Raw genomic sequence first — 20297 nt, forward strand, 5'->3', positions numbered from 1 at the left:
GCACCCGGCCGGCCCCTCGAAGGGCGCCGCCATGACCCACACCGATCCTCACCAGCGCAGCACGGCCGCATTCCGGGCCGTCGCGCGTCAGACTCCCGAGGCCAGGCAAGCGCCATGATCAACATCACCGAACCGAGCTTCGACGAAACCGAAATCGAGATGGTGCGCACCGTGCTCGGCTCGAAATGGGTCACGCAGGGGCCGATGACCGAGCGCTTCGAGGCGCTGATCGCCCAGAACCAGCGCGCCAAATATGCCCTGGCCTGCACCTCCTGCACCGCGGCGCTGCATCTTGCCACCATGGCGCTCGGTCTCGGGCCGGACGACGAGGTGATCGTGCCGGCCTTCACCTGGATTACCAGCGCGCATTCCGCCGAATATGTCGGGGCGAAGGCCGTCTTCGCCGATGTCGATCTTGCGACCTTCAATATCGACCCGGCAGCGTTGGAAGCCGCCATCACGCCGCGCACCCGCGCCGTCGTGGTGGTGCATCTGTTCGGGCTCGCGGCGCCGATGGACGAGATCCGTGCGATCTGCGCTCCACGCGGCATTCGCATCATCGAGGATGCGGCCTGCGCCATCGCCACGACCTACAAGGGCGAGCCCGTCGGCGCGCTCGGCGACATCGGCTGCTTCTCGTTCCACCCCCGCAAGGTGGTGACGACGGGCGAGGGCGGTGCGGTCACGACGAATGACGATGCGCTCGCCGCCGCCGTCCGCTCCCTGCGCAACCACGGCGCCACCGGCCTGCCGGTGGTCGACGACGAGCCGCAGGGTCCGTGGACCATGTCGCGCTTCGACCGGATCGGCTTCAACCTGCGCCTGTCGGACATCCAGGCGGCCGTGGGCGTCGCGCAGATGGCCAAGCTGGAGCGGCTGGTGGCCGACCGGCGCGCCTCGGCCGGGCGCTATACGGAGATGCTGCGGGAGATCAACGATCTCATCCTGCCGGTGGCGGGCGAGGTCGAGGGCCACACCTACCAGTCCTACGTCATTCGCCTCGCCGATGGTGGGCGCAAGCGCCGCAACGCCGTGATGTCCGCCCTGGCCCTGGCCGAAATGCAGAGCCGGCCCGGCACGCATGCGGTCCACCGGCTCGGCTATTATCGCGAGAAGTATCAGCTGGCGGCCGACCAGTTCCCGAATGCCGCCCAGGCGGAGGACACCTCCATCACCCTGCCGATCGTGCCGTTCATGCGCCGTTCCGACCAGGAGCGCGTCGTGGATGTGGTTCGGCGCGCCCTGAAGGGTTGATCTGGGCGTTTCTGCTGTTCGGGCGTTGAATCGGTGAAGTCACTTTTGAAGCGCGCTCGAGCAGTCGTTCGCAGTTCTGTCGACCGCCTACCGCCAGGCTGGCGCGAGCCTGCCCGGTGGGTGCTGCGTGCAGTGAAGTTCCTGCTGCTGATCCCGGTTCGTCTCGCGCGTGTCGGCGGGATGGTGCTGCGCCGGGATTGGGGTGCGCTGCAAGCGCTGCTCCTGCGCATCACGCATCGGGCGGCAGGTCTCATGGCCGAGCCGACGAACCGGTTCTCGCAGTGGCTGCTCAACGACTATGTGATGCCGCGGGCCAAAGGCTGGTCGGATGCCAGGCTGGCCAAGGCCCGGCCGCGCTCGTTGTGGGGTGTGACGCCCATCCTGACCTTGCCGCTGAAGGCGCAGGCCGATCGCCTTCTCGGCTTCAGGAGCCACTCGCTCGTTTTCGTCACCTATCACATCTCGCGCAATTTCGATTTCAATCTGCGCAAGCTGGTCAATGCGACCGCCAAGCTTGCCCCGCAACTGTCCCAGGCGCTGGAGCGAATGATCCTCGCCTGGGCCATCGCGCGTTATGACGTGTTCCATTTCTTCTACGACCGCGGCCTGATGCTTCCCGTGACGCGCTTCGGCGTCAATCCTCAGGAGTTGGACCTGCTGCGCTCTGCCGGCAAGCGCGTCTATCTCTACGCCTATGGCGCGGATGTGCGCCGGCGCGGTGCGACGCTTGCGCTGGGAAAGTGGAATTTCTGCACGGAATGCCCCGATCCGGGCCGGTTCTGCGTCTGCGATGACGCAAGCGGAAGCGAGATCATGGAGGGCATGTGCGAGCGCGTCACCCAGGCGGTCGCCCTGGGGGACATGCTGGCCTATGTCCCTGATGCCCGGAACATGCATTATTGGCCGATCGACACGGCCGCGATCCCCCTTGGTGCGCCTTCGCGGCACGATGGGCCTTTGAAGATCGCCCATGCTCCAAATCATACGCACTTCAAGGGGTCGGGGCATCTCGAAGCAGCGATCGAGAAGCTCAGGTCCCAAGGGCACCAGATCGAGTATGTCAAAGTTCAAGGCGTACCCAATACCGAAGTGATCCGCCTGTTCGGCGAGGCCGACATCGTCGCCGATCAATTCATCGGCGGGGCGTATGGCTTCACCGCGCTGGAGGCGATGGCGCGCGGCAAGCCCGTGCTGACCTATGCGCGGGGGCCGGAGCTGATCGAGGCTCCGGAGGATTGCCCGCTGATCAATGTCACCCCGGACACGCTGGAGGAGACGTTGCTCTGGTGCGTCACCCATCGTGACAAACTGGCTGCCGTCGGTGCGCAGGGCCGGGCCTATATCGAGCGCTGGCATTCGATCAGCGCCGTCGCGAGCCGCTTCGGACAGATGTACGAGGACACCGCCGCGTTTCCGGACGCGGTTCTCGCCAATATCCGCGCCCAGCGCGATGCGGAGGCACGGCGCCGGGCGAGTATTCCGAATGCGACCGACTGGAAACACCCTTTCCTGATCGGCTTCAGCGCGGCCGGTCCTGCCAAGCGGCTGACGCCCTACAAGACGTCCGAGATCGACCGCGCGATTGCGCTCAAGAAGGCTTCGCCAGCGGAGCGCTGGCAGGCTGCAGGGCTTGGACCGGAACCGCGCGATGCGTGGGCCAGCTATGACCGCGCGCCCTGGCGCCATCCCTGGCTGACATCAGGCAACATGCGCGCGTTCTCGCAGTTCAGCCGGAACGCCTTCGCCGAGTTGAGGTCGGCGATCGGGGATGATCACGTCGCTACCGGCGATTTCGGCTTCGTCGGCAACATCGCCAATATCGGCTATATGCGCGCGAGCGGGTTGCGGCGGCACATTCCGGGCATCGATCTGCACCTGCCGACATTCGACCGGGCGCTGATGAGCCTTCCGGCCTGGGAGGATTTCGACGGCGACATCGAAGAGCTCGGCGAGGACCCGGTCGCCCGCTTGCTCGAGCGTCCTTTGCCCGAACGCACAAGCTGGCTCGAGGTCTCCGGCGATTGGGAGAATGAGCTGCGCGCTCGCGGCTACCCATTCATCGAGATGGAAGACGTGATCGCCTGGCCGGACTTCATGCCCCATGCGAAGGGCCTGAAGGTTCTCAACCGGCACGACGCCTTGCTGGTCTCGCAGGTGCTGTACTTCGGATACTTGTCTCGCAGGCCCTATATCGTCGCCCAGATGGGGGGTGAAATCTGGTTCGATGCAGCAAGAGACGATAGTTTGGGGCGTATTACACGTCGCTCCTTGGAGCGCGCGTCGTGCATACTAGTCTCCAATCCGATCACGTTTGCGCATGCTCGCCGCCACGGGCTGAACAATTGCCTCTACCTCCCCCTCGTTATCGATGAAGAGCGATATTTCCCCGGCCCGGCCGACGAATTGAGAGCGGAGTGGGAAGCAAAGACGGGAGGCGATTTCTTCATCCTTACCTCGATGAGGCTCGATAATCAGTGGAAGGGTGCGCATATCGGCCTCGAGGGCTTTGCACGCTTCAGCCGGGCCTATCCTCGGGCCCGCCTCCTCGTGCTCGGCTGGGGGGTCGACGAGGCGTCGAGCCGAGACAGGCTGGAGGAACTCGGAGTCGCAGACAAGGTCCTGCTGCTGCCGATCGTCGGGAAGGCGCGCCTGGCACGCTATCTGCGCTCCGTCGACGTGGCTATGGAGCAGTTCGTGCTCGGCTATTTCGGCGCATCGGGGCTCGAGGCGATGGCCAGTGGCCTGCCGTTGATCATGCGGATCGAGAAGGCCCAGTATGATGGGCTTGTCCCCGATGGCTGCCCGCCGGTGCTGGCTGCCGATAGCGCCGAGGCGGTCGCCGCTCATCTGTCGATGCTGTATGACCAGCCGGAGCTGCGGCGAGAGATCGGTGCGAATACCCGCAAGTGGTTCCTGGCGAACCACGCTTCGAGCGCCCGTTGGCGCGACTACAAGTTGCTCCTGAATGCTGCCGCCATGGGGTACAGGTTCGACTGGGGGACTTCGCCACTCTCCGAGGTACTGTCAGCGGAGGAAGCTGCATACCACCGCGAGCAGCTTGCAGGCGCCCCGCCTTTCCCAGCTTACGAGCTCTGATGATGGAAGCGGTGAGCAAATTGCCCCCCGGTGGGATCTCAGGGGAAGCCCCTGTCGATGGTGCCAGGGTGGAAACGGAGCGGGAACTGCCTCCCGGCAGGATAATCGCCGAGCTCGAGGCGACGCTGGGGCGTCCTCTACGCGTGCTGCATATCGGCAATATCGCCAACAACGCCTACAACAATGCGCGCATCCAGCGTAAATTCGGCATCCAGTCGGATGTCATCTGCTACGACTACTATCACGTGATGAGTTGCCCGGAATGGGAGGACGGATCCTTCACGGGCACGGCGGAAGGTAATTTCCCCGATTGGTTCGCGACCAGCCTTGCAGGATGGTCCAGGCCGGACTGGTTCGTCCAAGGTCCCGTTGATCTCTGCCTGCAGTATTTGCGGGCCGATCGGCTGGGCATGCGGCTGACCTCGCGGCTGATGAGGACCTATCTCCAGGCCAACTACTGGCGGATCCTCGACGATTTCGCGGCTCTGGAAGGGCGGGCAAGGCCGCGCATGCCTCGCCATATGCGCTGGACTGCCTGGCTGGTGGAAGCGCTGGGGCTGCATCGGCCGATCAATGCCGACAAGGACAGGCTGATTGCGCTTCTGGCCGCGGAGCGCGAGCCTGACTCCGAGAGTCGTGGCGAGGTTTCGCCGTCGGGACAGGCAGAAGCGAACAGCCTCCTGAGACGCGGGCGTGCTCATATTCAGCAGACCGCTGCAAACCTGCGTATCCGGCTGTTTCACCGGCTCGTCATGGGGCCGATGTCGGAGGAGCGCTATGAGGCGCCCGGTGTCAGGATGTGGCTGTTGCTGCGCCGCATGCGGGGACATCCGGTTGAATCGCCGGCCGCGCTTGCCGGGGTTCTGGGCCAGCAATTGCTGGACGGCAAGCGAGAGAGTCGAACCCATTTCGAGTGGCGTGTGAATGCGGAGAAGACTCATCGCAGGCGCGTGCTCCAGGAGCGCGTGCAGGGTTTTCTGCGACGCGTGGCTGGGGCGTTCGGCTGGACCCGTACCCTCCTCGTCGGTCTTGTGAAGGATCTGCTCGAGGCGCTTGGGAGAGCGCCTCGCAGGAAGCTGGCGTCATTGGTCGACGATGCCGAGTTCCAGTCGCGGTTCCAGATCTTTTCCGATCGCAGGCGCCATTTCCTCGAGGAAAACAAGCACCAGGAATTCGAGGGTAACCTCCGGAATTATATCACTTATCTTCCATTGCAATTCTTCGATATCCTCAAGCAGTACGACATCGTACAGGGCTATTCGACGGATGGTTTCATTCCGTTCATGAACGGTTTCGCGCGCTTCGCCGCCTATGAGCACGGCACGATCCGGGACCTGCCCTGGGAGCCTTCCGTCAGCGGTGCCGTCTGCTCGCGGGTCTACAGGGAGGCGCCCCTCGTTCTCGTCACGAATTCCGACGTGATCACCTCGGTCGACAGGCTCGGCCTGCCGCCGGAGCGCGTGGTCTATTTGCCTCACGCCTTCGACGACTCGAAGCTGCGTGCCTTCCGGGATGCGCATCCCGATCTCAGGCCGCCCGACGGCCCGCCGGTCTTCTTCAGCCCGACGCGGCACCACTGGAAGGACAAGAGCGGTTCCTGGACCAAGGGTAACGATGTGTTCCTGCTCGCGGCAGGCAAGCTGGCGGCGGAGGGGCACGATTTCCGGCTGGTCCTGGTCGAATGGGGGAAGGAGGTCGGCGAAAGCCGGGAGCTGATCGAAAGTCTCGGCCTGACCTCGAAGGTGACCTGGGTGCCGACGATGCAGAAGCGCGAGCTCTGGGTGGAATATTGCCGCTCGCACGCCGTCATCGATCAGTTCGCGCTGCCGGCGCTCGGCGGCGTCGGTTTCGAGACCATGGCGCTCGGGCGCCGGCTGATCACGGCTCTGGACGAGGAACAGCTGACGCGGTTCTTCGGCTGCCCGCCGCCCTGCCTGATCGCGCAGACGGTGGAGGCCTGCGCCGACCGGCTCCGGGACGTCCTGCTCGACCCGGAGGATCGGGCCGGGCGTGGAGCTGCCGCACGGCAGTGGATGATCGACTACCATTCCGCAGAGCGGATCGTCTCGCTGCAGGCGAGCGCCTATCGCGACCTTATCGCGACGTTCCCGAACCCGATGGTTGCACCATGCTAAAGCAGTTCCTGCACGGCCTTGCGCGGCGTTTTCCGCAGCTGGCGACGCTGGCGCGCCCGGTCGCACGCCCGCTCATCGCCATTGCGACGCGCGACAACGTCGCCTGGGTGAGGAGCAACGCCCGGCAGCGCTTCCGCCTGGCCCGGCGGCTGCTCGAATCCCGCGGCTCGGCGGCGCGGCTGCACCAGGCCGCGAGGGCGCAGGACGCCATCGGCATCGGGGCCAGGGCGACCGGGCGGCGCATCATCATGCTGCTGGTCTCCAATATCTGGGTCGATCCGCGCGTCGAGCGGGAAGCGCGCGCGCTTGCCGCTGCGGGCTATGCGGTCGATGTCATCTGCCCGGACACGGCGCAGCCGCGCGGGTCGCGCAAGCCCCCGGATTGGGGGCCCGGCGTCGCGATCGAACTGATCCGCCCCGGGGCGGCGGAATTCGTTGGCGAACGGCCCGGCTTCATCGGCGGAGAGATGTTCGACGCGGCGATGCGGGCCGCCAGGCGAGGGCAGCCGCTGGCCTTTCACGGGCATGATCTCAATACCTCCTATGCGGCCCTGGCGGCGGCGCGGATGACGGGCGCGCATTTCATCGCCGATTTCCACGAATGGACGTCGGAGAATGTGCACTGGGACAGCGCGAACGAAGCCTGGACGCCCTATGCGGGCGAGTGGAAGGCCGAGCTGCAGGCGCTCGAAGCCAGGATCATGACAGAGGCCTCGGCCGTGGTCACCGTATCGGAGTCCATCGTCGAGGCGCTGGCGCAGGAACTCGGCCAGGGCCGCCGGGCCAGCCTGGTGCGCAACATCCCCTTGCTGGCGGCGACGCCGACGCGGGAATACCCTCTGCTGAAGCAGCAGTTCGGCCTGCCGGACGACAGTTTCGTTCTCCTGTACCAGGGCGGAACTGGGCCGGCGCGTCTGCTCGAGCCGATCATCGAGGCATTGGAGCATGCTCCCCGCTGCATCTTGGTCCTCCGCGGCCCTTCGCTCGATCAGTTCGGAGAAGAGTATCGTGCTATTGCGCGGCGGATTGGAGCCGATGATCGGCTCATTCTCGGTCAGCCTGTGCCGTCGCGGGATGTCGTGGCTGCCGCGAAGGGGGCGGATGCCGGCATCTACTCGGTGGTTGGCGTATGCCGAAATTTCACTCACGCGCTGCCCAATAAGGTATTCGAGTACATGGCTGCCGGGCTCCCGGCGCTGGTGGTGAACTACCCCGAAGTGAGCCGAATGGTTGAGCAGTACGGTACCGGCCTATCGTTCGATCCCCACGATCCTGTCTCGATCGCCGCGGCAATCAACCGGCTGATCGATGATCCCGCCCTGTGCGAGCAGCTGCGCCGGAACACGGTTGCTGCCCTGTCGGATCTCGACGCGGAGGCCGAGTGGCAGAAACTGGTCCGTCTCTATGATGAGCTGCCGCGTGCGCAGGCTTGAGGTCGAGGCATGCCGATGGGCATGAAGTCGCCGCGCGTCGTCCACGGGCCGGTGAATGTCGGCAACCAGCCTTGGTCGCTGTCGCGCGCCGAGCGCGGGCTCGGCCTGCGCAGCGACGTCGTCATCAACTACAACACCTGGCTCGACTACCCCGCCGACATCACGCTCAGCGATTATGCCAAGAAAAGCTCGGGCGCGCTCTGGCGCCGGCTCCGCTTCGCGCTCGGCATCCCGCTGAACTACGATGTCGTGCACTATTATTTCGGCCGGAGCTTCATGCTCTGGGACGATTGGGGCCGGGTGCTCGGCCGCAGCGAGGCGGAGGACCGAAAGGCGCTGTTCGATGTCAGGCTGGCGCGCGCTTTCGGCCGCAAGACCTTCATGACGTTGCAGGGGTGCGATGTCCGGCAAGCGGACCGGTCGAACAAGATCAACGCGGTCACCATGTGCCGGGAGGGAGCCTGCCCGGCGTTCTCGGCCTGCACAAGCGGTATCGACGAAGCCCGGCGCGCCATGGTCGAGCGCCTGCTGCCGCTGATGGACCGGGTCTTCTACCTCAATCCCGAGCTCGGCCGTTTCATCGAGAAGGGCGATTTCCTGCCCTATTGCAATGTCGAGATCTGGGATCAGGCGGTCGCTCTGCCCGTCGCCGGCAGGCCGCCCCGCGTCGTCCATGCGCCGAGCAATGGCGGCATCAAGGGGACGAGCCTGCTCATGCCGGTGCTCGAACGATTGCGGCAGCGTTTCGACTTCGAGCTGATCGTGATCGAGAACAAGCCTCATGCCGAGGCGATGGAGCTCTACCGCTCCGCCGATCTGGCGATCGACCAGCTCCTGGCCGGCTGGTATGGCGGCTTCGCCGTCGAGCTTATGGCGATGGGCAAGCCGGTGGCGGCTTATATCCGCGAGGAGGATCGCCCCTTCGTCCCGGCGCAGATGTGGGATGAGATGCCGATCCTGCGCATTGACGAGCGCACGCTCGAAGACGACCTCACCCGGATTCTTTCGGCGCCGGATGCGCTGGTCGAGGCCGGGCGCCGCTCCCGCGCCTATGTCGAGCGCTGGCATGATCCGGTGAAGACCGCCAGGGCGATGGCGTGCATCTACCGCGATCCGACGGCCCCGCTGACGATCGGCGGCGACTAGAACGTTACGGCGAACACGGCTTCGCCGCCAAGGCTCCATCCCTTCGTTCTCACGCAGTTCCGGACGCAGGACGGCTATCCAGGTCTGCTGGAACTGCCCCGGCTTTCTCTAGGATTCTCCGATGTGCGGCATCCTTGGCATTCTCCATCGCGGCAAGCTCGGCGACGCCTCCCAGCGCATCGTCGGGATGGCCGACGCCATCGTCCATCGCGGCCCCGATGATGCCGGCTTCTGGTCCGCTCCCGATGTCGAGCTCGGCTTCCGCCGGCTCTCGATCGTCGACATCGCCGGCGGCCACCAGCCGATGACGAACGAGGACGGCACCGTCCACGTCGTCTTCAACGGCGAGATCTACAACCATGTCCCGCTCCGCAAGGAGCTGGAGGCGAAGGGGCATCGCTTCGCCAGCGACCATTCCGATACCGAAGTGCTGGTGCACGGCTATGAGGAATGGGGCGAGGCGCTGGCCGAGCGGCTCAACGGCATGTTCGCCTTCGCGATCTGGGACGTCCGTACGCGCCGGCTGATGCTCGGCCGCGACCGGCTCGGCATCAAGCCGCTCTATCTGGCGGAATTCGCTGACGGCACCGTGGTCTTCGGCTCGGAGATCCGCGGCATCCATGCCTCCGGCCTGGTGCCGGTCGAGCCGGATGGCCAGTCGGTCTATGCCTATTTCCTGCAGCAGAACGTCTGGCGCGGACGCTCGCTGTTCAAGGGGGTGAGGCTGCTCGAACCCGGCCACATCTTCATCGACGAGCCCGGCGGCCGGCGCGATCGCCAGTACTGGGACATCACCTTCAACCGCCGCAAGATGTCGCGGGCCGATGCGGCGGAGGCGCTGCGCGAGGTGCTGCAAGGCGCGATCCGGCGCCAGCTCGCGGCGGATGTCCCGGTGATGGGCTATCTGTCGGGGGGCATCGATTCGAGCTCGATCGTCGCTGGGGCCTATCGCGACGACCCGAGCGTGCGGGCCTATTCCTGCATCTTCAACCTCGACCAGGTCGGAGACGACAAAATCGTCGACGAACGCGAGTTCTCGCGGCTGGTGGCGAAGGATCTCGGCATCGCGCATATCGAGCTGGAGCTGCCGCAGCTGGCACTGACCACTTCGCTGCACCGGACGGTCGCGGCGCTGGAAGAGCCGCGCATGGGCATGGCCTATGTGAATTACCTGATCGCCGGGCGGGTCGCTGCCGACAGCAAGGTCGTGCTCTCTGGCTGCGGCGGCGACGAGATCCTTGGCGGCTATGTTTCGCGCTACGCCTATGTTCGTCCGCCCGCGCAGCAAGGGGGCGCTGAGGCGCGCTCCTGGCTCGGCCGGCTGCTCGGGCGCAACCGCGCACCGGCATCGGACTCCGCGGCCGACGCTTTCCACCGCATGCAGCAGCTCTGCAGCTACCCCGTCGCCACGCACGAGATCGAACTGGCGCTGCTGCCAACGTTCCGGGCCGGCGCCGACGGCTATTCGCTCGACGGCGAGATGCGCAAGGTCCTCGAAACCTGCCCTTCCGACGATATCTGGGACAGGCTGCTCTACATCGACGCCAAGACCTACCTCGCAGGTCTGCTGATGGTCGAGGACAAGGTGTCGATGGCGCACAGCCTGGAGACGCGCGTACCGCTGCTCGACAACGAGGTGATCGACCTCGCGCTGACCTATGACTGGAGCCTGCTGAGCGACGGGGAGACCGGCAAGATCGCGTTCCGCGACGCGATCCGCGACTGGGTGCCGCCGCAGATCGCCGACAAGCCGAAGATGGGCTTCGGCCCGCCCGACGCCTCCTGGTATCGCGGCGCGCTGCAGCCCTTCGTGCGCAAGGTGCTGTCGCCCGAGCGGATCGCGGCGCGCGGCGTCTTCGACCCGGCCTTCGTCGCGCAGGCGATCGACCAGCACATGAGCGGCGCGCAGAACCGGTTGCCGCTGATCTGGTCGCTGCTCTCCTTCGATGCCTGGTGCGAGAGCTTCGGGGTCTATGGCGGCGATCTCGGCCAGCCGCTCGACCCGCGTCGCCACGCATGATGGACGCTGAGATGCAGGAAGAGGCGCTGGACTGGCTGGCGCAGCATCAGGCCAGGCTCGGCCGGCCGTTGCGCGTCCTGCATATCGGGAACATCGCCAACAACGCCTTCAACAATGCGCGCATCCAGCGTGCCCATGGCATCGCCGCCGATGTCCTGTCCTTCGACTACTACCACATCATGGCGACGCCGGAATGGGAGGAGGCGAGCTTCGAGACGGCGCCTGCCGACGCCTTCTTTCCGGACTGGCACAGCATTGATTTGAAGGGCTATCGCCGCCCGCGCTGGTTCGCCTCCGGCCCACTCGCCGATTGCTGCCGCTATCTCGCGGCCGAGATCGACGGCTCCCCCGAGGCGGATCGCCTCTGGGAGCGGCTCGACCATGAGCGCTTCGTGCGTTGCTCCCGCTCCTTCCGGGCGCAGGCGGGGCTGTTCCGGCGCAAGATCGGCTGGAAGCTCGCCTATGAGCGCAAGAAGCTCGACCAGCGCCTCGGCCGCAATATCGACGGGCCCGAGCGGCAGGCGCAGGCGGCCGGCGGGCTCGATCTCGTGGAGTTGACGCGGCTCTGGCGCGAGCGGCGTGGCGAGACGGCCTTTCCGGCGGGGCGCACCGACATCGACCATTACTGGGAACGCTTCCGGCATTTCGCGCCGCTGCTGCGGCGCTATGACGTGGTCCAGGGCTATGCGCTCGATGGCTTGTGGCCTCTGCTCGCCGGCCAGCGCTATGCCGCCTATGAGCACGGGACGCTGCGCAGCCTGCCCTTCGAGGACGACCCGACGGGGCGGATGACGGCGCTCTGCTTCGGGCTTGCCGACCAGGTCCTGGTGACCAATCTCGACTGCCTTGCGGCCGCGGAACGCCTCGGCCTCGACATGGACCGGGTCGTGCCGTTGCCGCATGCCTTCGACGATCAGAGGCTGCGGGATTTCGCGCGGGCACATGCGCAGCTACGGCCGCCCGGGGGGAAGCTGCGCTTCTTCACGCCGGCGCGACAGGATTGGCGCGATGGCGACCCCAGTCTCTCCAAGGGCAACGACCGCTTCCTCCACGCTGCAGCTTTGCTCGCGGCGGAAGGCGTCGATTTCGAGATCGTCGCGGTGCGCTGGGGGCGTGACCTCGCTGCCAGCGAGGCGCTCGCAAGCGAGCTCGGCCTCGCAAGCCGGCTGCGCTGGGTCGAGCCGATGCAGAAGCCGGAGCTGTGGCGGCACTATCTGACGAGCCATGCCGTCGTCGACCAGTTCGCCCTGCCGGCCTTCGGCGGCGTCACCTTCGAGGCCCTGGCGCTCGGCCGGCGCGTGCTGAATGCGCTCGACGTCCCCGCCGCTATACGCTTCTTCGGGGAGGCGCCGCCCTTGCTGGTCGCCGGTTCCGTCGAGGAGGTCGCGGCGGCACTCCGGCAGGTCGCGGCGGATGCGTCCGATCAGGCCGGCATCGGCGCGCGCGGGGCCGGCTGGATCGAGCGGTTTCACGCGGCGCCGCGGATCATGGCGCTGCAGGCACAGGCTTACCGCGCCCTGATCGAAGGAACGGCGGTGGCTGCGCATCAGGTTGCGGCCGTCGCAACGCAGGCGCAATCGCTACCCTGAACGCCGACGCGGCAAGTCCAGCCGCAGTGTCGCGTGGGCGACACAACTGCGGCTCGCCTCGCGATGCTTCTGCAAAGGCATTTCCCTTTGTAGCGGCATCGTCTAGGACACCGGCAACGCCTTGCTATTCGACTCCGAAAGAGGATTCCAGCTTTGCACTCGTCGATCGTCAGCCAATTCGCGCCGGCCGGATACCCGGCCGGAGACCTTACGCTCGAAGTCTTTCGCCAGGATGGCGACCACGTCATCGAAGGCGTGCTGCGAGCCAAGGACGGTCGCTGGATCCCGATCATGGACGGCGTGCCGTCCTTCCTGACCGGCGTGCTGCAGCAGGATCTCAGCGAGTTCGCGGCGAAGCATGGCCTGCCCTACCAGACGACGACGGCGCGCGCCGCGGCTGCCGAGCAGGCCAAGACGAACGAGACCTTCTCGGACAAGTGGAAGCGCTTCAAGAGCTATGGGCTCGAGCCCCAGCATGAGGACTTCCTGTTCGGCTGGTATTGCAAGAAGTTCGGGCTGGCGACGCGCGAGGATCTGAAGGCCTTCTACGCAAGCCGCAAGCGCATCCTGGAATGCGGCCCCGGCTCCGGCTTCAACACCAAGTTCATGGCCGAGAACTGCCCCGGGCAGGTGGTGGCGCTGGACATCTCGGCGGCGGCCTTCACGACCTTCGGGAACACCCGCCAGCTGCCGAACTGCAGCGTGGTCCAGGCCGACCTGATGGAAGCGCCCTTCGCCGATGGCAGCTTCGACTTCATCATCGCCGACGGCGTGCTGCACCATACGCCGGACACCCGCGCCGCGGTCGAGGCGCTCTATCGCAAGCTCTCCCCGGGCGGCCAGTTCTTCTTCTACGTCTACAAGAAGATGGGCGCGACCCGGCAGTTCAGCGATGCGCATATCCGCGAGAACTTCACCAAGCTCTCGCCCGAGGAATGCTACGCCGCTTGCGAAGGGCTGACGGAGCTCGGCCGCGAACTCTCGCGCGTCGGGGCGACGATCACGCTGGAGAAGCCGATCCCGGTGCTCGGCATCCCGGCCGGTACGCATGATGTGCAGCGCCTGCTCTACTACAATTTCGTCAAGTGCTTCTGGAACGAGGCCTTCGACTACGAGACCAACAACATGGTCAATTTCGACTGGTATCACCCCCACAACGCCTGGCAGCACACCCAGGACGAGGTCGAGGGCTGGCTGCGCGATCTCGGCGCCAAGGAGTGGCGCTTCAACGACGCCAACCCCAACGGCCTCTCCGTCCTCGTGACGAAGCCGAACTGAGACCGGCGGCGCGATGCGTATCCTCGTCAGCGGCGCTTCGGGCTTCCTCGGCCGGATCCTGGTGACCCGGCTGCTCGCCGCGGGCCACAGCGTCGTCGCGCTGTCGCGACCGGGCGGGACGGTCGCCGGTGCCGAGACCTTGTCTTGCGATCTCGGCGTCGCGCCTCCCAAGCTGCCGACGGGGCTCGACGGCGTCGTCCATCTCGCCCAGTCGCGGGCCTATCGCGCCTTTCCGGGCGATGCGGCCGAGATGTTCCGCGTCAACGTCGCCGGCACGCAGATGCTGCTGGAGGCGGCGGCGGAAGCGGGGATCGGCCGCTTCTGCCTCGTCTCGACCGGCAGCGTCTACGAACCTTTCAGCGGCGACCTGCGCGAGGACGCGGCACTGGCGCCGCGCTCCTATCTCGGGGCGAGCAAATATGCGGCCGAGGTTCTGGCCCGGCCCTTCGCCGGTCATTTCGCGCTCAATGTGCTGCGCCTGTTCGCGCCCTATGGCCCCGGCCAGACCGAGCGGCTGCTGCCCGATTTGATCCGGCGGGTCCGCGACGGCGTGCCGGTGACGCTGCCCGAGCAGGGCGGCGGCATGCGCTTTGCTCCCACCTATGGCGAAGACATCTGCGCGGTGATCGAAACCGCCCTGGCCGAGAGCTGGACCGAGGTGCTCAACGTCGCCTCCCCGGAAAGCCTGACCATCGCCGATGTCGCGGAGGCGATCGGCGCCGAGCTCGGCCGGAAGCCGGTGATCGAGCGCAAGGCGATCGGCGCGCCGAGCGTCGTGCCCGATCTATCGCGTCTGGCGGCGCGCTACGACCTCGCCCGTTTCCGGTCCTTCCGCGAAGGGCTCGCGCTGACCATCGCGGGGGCGGCGGCCCCGGCGGAACGCCTGCATGGCATCGCCTGAGCGCAGCTCGCCGCTGCGCATCCTGCACTGTCCGCTTAATGTCGTCGGGCAATCGGCCGCGATTGCGGCAGCCCAGCGCGAACTCGGGGCGGATGCCCGCTGCATCGTGATCGAGGAGAGCGGGCACGGTCGTCCGGCCGATGCCTGCCTCACCCGCCCCGGAGACGGGCTGCTTGCCCGCGAGATGGCGCGCTATCGCATTCTCTGGCAGGCGATGCGCTGGGCCGACGTGGTACATTTCGGCTTCGGCCAGAGCACCCTCGTACCGAACGCCTTCCCGGGCTTCGGCGATCTCAGCTGGCGCCAGCCCTGGCGCTGGCCGGCCAGGCTCTATTCCCGGCTGATCTGGCTCAAGGACCTGCCGCTGCTGCGGGCGATGGGCAAGACGCTGGCGGTGAGCTGGCAGGGCGACGATGCCCGCCAGCACGACAGGTCGCTGGAGCTTTTCGAGATCTCGATCGCCCGTGAGCTCGGCGACGGCTATTACGTGCCGGGTTCCGACGACTGGAAACGGCGCGGCATCGCCGCCTTCACCCGCAGCGGCGCCAAGCACTATGCCTTCAATCCCGACCTGCTCCATGTGTTGCCGAAGGGCGCGAGCTTCCTCGCCTATTCGCATATCGATCCGCGGCCGCTCGTACCGCGCCCGCCAGCGGCGGATTCCACCGAGCCCCTGGTTTTCGCCCATGCGCCGAGCCATCGCGGCGCCAAGGGCACGGCCCATGTCCTTGCCGCGGTCGAGCAGTTGCGAGCCGAGGGGCTGGATTTCCGCTTCACGCTGATCGAGGGACTGCCCCATCGCGAAGCGATGGGGCGCTATGCCGAGTGCGACGTGGTGGTCGACCAGCTCCTGGCCGGCTGGTATGGCGGCCTTGCCGTCGAGGTGATGGCGCTCGGCAAGCCGGTGATCGTCTATCTGCGCGAGGGCGATCTGGGCTTCCTCGATCCTGCGATGCGGGCGCAATTGCCATTCGTGCGGGCGGAGCCGGCGACCATCGCCGCCGCGATGCGGCAGGTCATCGCGATGCCGCGGCCGGCGCTGCACGCGCTCGGACTGCGCAGCCGGGCCTATGTGGAGCGTTGGCACGATCCGCTCCGGCTTGCCGCGCAGACCCTTGCCGACTACGAGAAAGTGCGCCTCGGCCGGGCCCGCCGCGCGGCGTCCGGAGCATCCCAATGACGAAAACCACGATCCTGACCGTCGTCGGGGCGCGCCCGCAATTCATCAAGGCCGCGGCCGTCAGCCGGGCCATCCGCGCCAGCGCCGATTTCAGCGAGGTCATGGTCCACACCGGCCAGCACTTCGACGAGATGATGTCCGACGTGTTCTTCCGCGAGCTGGAGATCGGCAAGCCGGAGGTGAACCTCGCGATCCATGGCGGCACGCATGGCGCGATGACCGGCCAGATGCTGGCCGGCATCGAGAACAGCCTCATCGAGCGCAAGCCCGACTGGGTGCTGGTCTATGGCGACACCAATTCGACGCTGGCCGGCGCTCTGGCGGCGGCCAAGCTGCATATCCCGGTCGTGCATGTCGAGGCGGGCCTGCGCTCCTTCAACCGGCGCATGCCGGAGGAGGTCAACCGCGTCCTGACCGACCATGTCTCGGCGCTGCTGCTGAGCCCGACGATGACCGGGGTGCGCAATCTTCAGGCCGAGGGCATCACGCGCGGCGTCCACCATGTCGGCGACGTCATGTACGATGCGATGCTGCATGCGCAGAAGCGCTCGCGCGCGATGTCGACCATCCTTGCCGATCTCGGACTGGGCGAAGGCGGCTTTGCGCTGGCGACGGTGCATCGCGCCGAGAACACCGACGATCCGGCGCGGCTGCAGGCGGTGATGAACGCGATCACCAGGACTGCTGCTGGCTTGCCCGTCATCCTGCCGGTGCATCCGCGCACGAGGCAGGCGATCGCACGCAGCGGCACGCAGCTGGGCTCGATCCGGACGATCGATCCGGTCGGCTATATCGACATGGTCCGCCTGCTCGACGGGGCGAAGGTGGTGCTGACGGATTCGGGCGGCCTGCAGAAGGAAGCCTATTTCGCGCGCCGGCCCTGCGTCACCTTGCGCGACGAGACTGAATGGACCGAGACGCTCGAGCATGGCTGGAACCGGCTCTGGACGACGCCGGACTGGAAGCCGCGCTCCGACATCACCGATTACGGAACCGGGCAGGCCGCGGAGGCCGTCCTCGATGTGATCAGGGCGCATCGGGGCTGACAGGGCCGGACAACCGGATAACGCAGGAGCGAACTGATGTGCGGCCTCTTCGCAGCGGTCGGGCTTCCGGTCACGCCGGAACGCATCGACATGGTGGCGCATCGCGGCCCGGACGGCCGCGGTTGGCAGGAGTATCAAAGCCCGGCCGGGCCGGTCGCGCTCGGCCATCGCCGGCTGGCGATCATCGACGTCTCCGATGCCGGCCTGCAACCGATGGCGGATGCGTCGGGGCGCTATCACCTCGTCTTCAACGGCGAGATCTACAATTACATCGAATTGCGCGAGGAATTGCGGGCGCGGGGCGAGGTCTTCGTCAGCGAGTCGGATTCCGAGGTCCTGCTGCGCTGCTACATGCTGTGGGGAGCCGATTGCCTGCCGCGGCTGCGCGGCATGTTCGCCTTCCTGATCTGGGACGATCGCGACAAGGTCCTGTTCGCGGCGCGCGACCGCTACGGCATCAAGCCGCTCTACCTGACGGCACTGCCGGGCGGTGTCGCCTTCGCCTCCGAGATCAAGCAGCTGCTCGACCTGCCGGGCGGGGTGCGCCGCGTCAATCTCGCGCGGGCGCACGACTTCCTTTCGGGCGGCATCTCCGACCATACGGCCGAGACGCTGTTCCAGGGCATCCGGCAGCTGCGCGGCGGCGAATGCTGCACGGTGCCGGCGCGCGGCCCGGGTGCGAGCGAGCCCAGGATCACGCGCTGGCACAGGGTGGCGATGCCGACCCTCGGCGAGATCGACGAGCGCGCCGCGGCCGAGCGTTTCCGTGACCTGCTCTCCGACTCCGTCAGGCTGCATCTGCGCGCCGACGTGCCCGTCGGCTCCTGCCTGTCGGGCGGGCTCGATTCCTCCTCGATCGTCTGCCTGATGGCGGCGATGCTGCCGCCGGACGCGCCGGGGCTGCATACCGTCTCCGCCTGCTATGCCGAGAAGGCCGTGGACGAGAAGCCGTTCATGGACACGGTCGTGGCGAAGACGGGCGCGCAGGCGCATTTCATCTTCCCGCGCGCCGAGGACGTGTTCCAGCGCGCCTCGGACATCACCTGGCACCAGGACGAGCCGTTCGGCTCGACCTCGATCTTCGCGCAGTGGTGCGTCTTCGAGGCGGCGCGCGCCGCAGGCGTCAAGGTGATGCTCGACGGGCAGGGCGCCGATGAGCTGCTCGCCGGCTATCACAGCTTCTTCCCGATCTATCTCGCCGAGCTGGCGCGGTCGGCGCGCCTGCTGACGCTGGCCCAGACGATCGGGGCACGGCGCGAGATGCATGGCCAGGGCTATGGCGGCCAGCTGCTGCGGCTTGCCTTTTCGCTGGCGCCGGATCGGGTCAAGGGTCTGGCGCGGCGCACCCATCGCGGCCAGGTCCAGCATGGCTGGCTGTCATCGCAGGCGCTGGCGGAGCTGGACAGGCAACCGACGGCGCTGGAGACCGCTGCGGCATCGCTGGGCCTTGCGCCGCCCCGCGACATCGCCTCGCTGTGCCTGGTCATGGCGCACGCCTCCAACCTGCCGATGCTGCTGCACTGGGAAGACCGCAACAGCATGGCCCACGGCATCGAGGCGCGGGTGCCGTTCCTCGACCAGCCGCTGGCCGATTTCGCGCTCGCGCTGGGCAATCGGCACAAGCTGGTCGGCGCCGACACCAAGCGGGTGCTGCGCCGCGCCATGGCTGACATCCTGCCGCGCGAGGTCAGCGAGCGCCGCGACAAGCTCGGCTTCGCCACGCCCGAGGCGGTCTGGCTGCGCGGGCCGCTGCGGGGACTGGTCGAGGACGGAGTCGAGCGGACGCTGCGGGTTCTGCCGGGGCTTCTCGACGCGGCAGGCACGCGCCGCTTCGCCGCCGACATGCTCGACGGGCGCGCGCCGGTCGATTTCACGCTCTGGCGGATCGTTTCGCTCGGACTCTGGGCCGAGCGTTTCCAGGTCAGCCAGAGCTGACGGTGCTCAACCTCTCGGTGTCGAGCGTGCCACCTTGCAGCATCAGCTGGAGACTGGCGCGCAGGATGCCGCGTTCGTGCTCCCAGCATAGTTCGCTCGCCGCCTGACGGGCAGCTGCCCGGAAACGCTCGACCTGCGTCGCATCGAGGCTGTTGATCGCTGCGGCGACGGCCTGCGGGGCTGCGTCCGCGCTGACCACCCCGACGCCATAGCCCTCGACGATCTGGCGCAGATCCGCTCCCGGCGAAACCGCGACGGCAAGCCCCGAGCCGATATACTCGAACAGCTTGTTCGGCAGGCTGAAATGCCGCTGCTTTGTTTCGAGCGGCGTGAAATGCACGCCGACATCGGCCGATTCAGCCGCGATCGGCATGACCTGGTCGGGCGGAACGGCGGGCTCGAAGGTGACGGTATCGGTCGCACCCAGCTGCACGACGCGCTGGCGCAGGCGCTCGACATAGGATGGGTCGCCATCGCCGCGGATCGTGAGCCGATGCGGGGTGCGCCAATGCGGGATGCTGTCGATCAGCGTCTCCAGCCCGCGATCCTGCAGGACCTGCCCGTGATAGAGCAGACGCAGCGGCCATTGCGTGGCGACCTCCCGCGGCAGGTCGATCCGGTTGGGGATGTTGCGGATGACGAGCGGGCGCTCGGACAGGCCATAATAGCGCTGCAGTTCATCGGCGAGGCGCGGCCCGACCGTCGAGACGGCGTCGGCCGTTGCGATGGCGGCGCGTTCGAGATGCTGGACGAAGGGCTTGTAGACGATGCGCCAGGCCTGGCGCTCGTCGAATTCCAGCGTGGCGAACTCGTGGGTGTCGTAGTGGACGTAGCCGCCGGTCTTCGCCTTCCAGCGCGTTGCGACGACGAGCGCCGGCCAGTCATTGGCGATGACGACGCGAGCGTCCGAGGCGAGCAGCCGCTCCAGCGCCCAGCGATGCCGCGCCGCGGCCCAGAAGCCAAGCCGGGCGGCCCAGAGACCAAGGTGGGCGGGCAGTTGCCGGATGACCGTGCTGGCGCGATGCTGCGGCGTCGGCTGCGGCACCGGCAGACGCTCGAAAGGGTAGGGGATCTCGTCCTGCGCTTCGCCGTACCCCAGGACGAGCGGCCGCGCGCCCATCTGAGCGAGCAACTCGCATTGACGCAGAACACGACGATCGCGCGCGATGCGTGAGAACGACAGCACTGCCGTTCCGGGCCGAGCCCCGGCCGCACTGTTGCTCGCTCGGTTCATGTACGGGGACCCGACCCTCTGAATTGGCGCAGGCATCTGCGCGCTGGCGT

13 protein-coding genes are annotated in these 20297 nt (G+C 66.9%); 12 read left to right on the plus strand and 1 reads right to left on the minus strand.

Annotated elements, in window-relative coordinates:
- Positions 1-114 precede the first annotated feature (114 nt).
- The 12 genes from AC3WLC_RS03675 to asnB (AC3WLC_RS03730) all read left to right on the plus strand — a co-directional run bounded on the left by AC3WLC_RS03675 (position 115) and on the right by asnB (AC3WLC_RS03730) (position 19013).
- Positions 115-1254: a DegT/DnrJ/EryC1/StrS family aminotransferase gene (locus tag AC3WLC_RS03675; RefSeq protein WP_493682578.1), complete on the plus strand. Its 1140-nt coding sequence runs from the start codon at positions 115-117 to the stop codon at positions 1252-1254.
- A 132-nt stretch (positions 1255-1386) separates the two neighbouring features.
- Positions 1387-4350: a glycosyltransferase gene (locus tag AC3WLC_RS03680; RefSeq protein WP_493682579.1), complete on the plus strand. Its 2964-nt coding sequence runs from the start codon at positions 1387-1389 to the stop codon at positions 4348-4350.
- The gene (locus tag AC3WLC_RS03685; protein WP_493682580.1) at positions 4350-6485 is read left to right on the plus strand and encodes a glycosyltransferase family protein; all 2136 of its coding nucleotides are present in this window, start codon (positions 4350-4352) and stop codon (positions 6483-6485) included. The genes AC3WLC_RS03680 and AC3WLC_RS03685 overlap by 1 nt, the downstream gene beginning before the upstream one ends.
- Positions 6479-7918, plus strand: a complete 1440-nt coding sequence (locus AC3WLC_RS03690; protein WP_493682581.1) for a glycosyltransferase — start codon at positions 6479-6481, stop codon at positions 7916-7918. The genes AC3WLC_RS03685 and AC3WLC_RS03690 overlap by 7 nt, the downstream gene beginning before the upstream one ends.
- Before the next feature lie 9 nt (positions 7919-7927).
- A complete protein-coding gene (locus tag AC3WLC_RS03695; protein ID WP_493682582.1) occupies positions 7928-9064 on the plus strand; it encodes a glycosyltransferase in 1137 nt (378 codons plus the stop codon).
- Positions 9065-9185: 121 nt separating this feature from the next.
- The gene (asnB, locus tag AC3WLC_RS03700; RefSeq protein ID WP_493682583.1) at positions 9186-11084 is read left to right on the plus strand and encodes an asparagine synthase (glutamine-hydrolyzing); all 1899 of its coding nucleotides are present in this window, start codon (positions 9186-9188) and stop codon (positions 11082-11084) included.
- Complete coding sequence (locus AC3WLC_RS03705; protein WP_493682584.1) at positions 11081-12673, plus strand: glycosyltransferase family protein; 1593 nt, start codon at positions 11081-11083, stop codon at positions 12671-12673. The genes asnB (AC3WLC_RS03700) and AC3WLC_RS03705 overlap by 4 nt, the downstream gene beginning before the upstream one ends.
- A gap of 153 nt (positions 12674-12826) precedes the next feature.
- A complete protein-coding gene (locus tag AC3WLC_RS03710; RefSeq protein ID WP_493682585.1) occupies positions 12827-13951 on the plus strand; it encodes a class I SAM-dependent methyltransferase in 1125 nt (374 codons plus the stop codon).
- 13 nt (positions 13952-13964) lie between these two features.
- Positions 13965-14852: an NAD-dependent epimerase/dehydratase family protein gene (locus tag AC3WLC_RS03715; protein ID WP_493682586.1), complete on the plus strand. Its 888-nt coding sequence runs from the start codon at positions 13965-13967 to the stop codon at positions 14850-14852.
- Positions 14839-16032 (plus strand): glycosyltransferase, encoded by a 1194-nt coding sequence (locus AC3WLC_RS03720; protein WP_493682587.1) that lies wholly within the window; start codon positions 14839-14841, stop codon positions 16030-16032. The genes AC3WLC_RS03715 and AC3WLC_RS03720 overlap by 14 nt, the downstream gene beginning before the upstream one ends.
- A complete protein-coding gene (wecB, locus tag AC3WLC_RS03725; protein ID WP_493682588.1) occupies positions 16029-17078 on the plus strand; it encodes a non-hydrolyzing UDP-N-acetylglucosamine 2-epimerase in 1050 nt (349 codons plus the stop codon). The genes AC3WLC_RS03720 and wecB overlap by 4 nt, the downstream gene beginning before the upstream one ends.
- A 36-nt stretch (positions 17079-17114) precedes the next feature.
- On the plus strand, positions 17115-19013 hold the full coding sequence (asnB, locus tag AC3WLC_RS03730) for an asparagine synthase (glutamine-hydrolyzing) (protein ID WP_493682589.1): 1899 nt from the start codon (positions 17115-17117) through the stop codon (positions 19011-19013).
- Here asnB (AC3WLC_RS03730) and AC3WLC_RS03735 read toward each other — a convergent pair.
- Positions 19000-20283, minus strand: a complete 1284-nt coding sequence (locus AC3WLC_RS03735) for a glycosyltransferase (RefSeq protein ID WP_493682590.1) — start codon at positions 20281-20283, stop codon at positions 19000-19002. The two genes, asnB (AC3WLC_RS03730) and AC3WLC_RS03735, sit on opposite strands and share 14 nt — an antisense overlap.
- Between the last annotated feature and the right edge of the window lie 14 nt (positions 20284-20297).

This window comes from Allobosea sp. GW821-FHT03A12 (genome assembly GCF_058986765.1).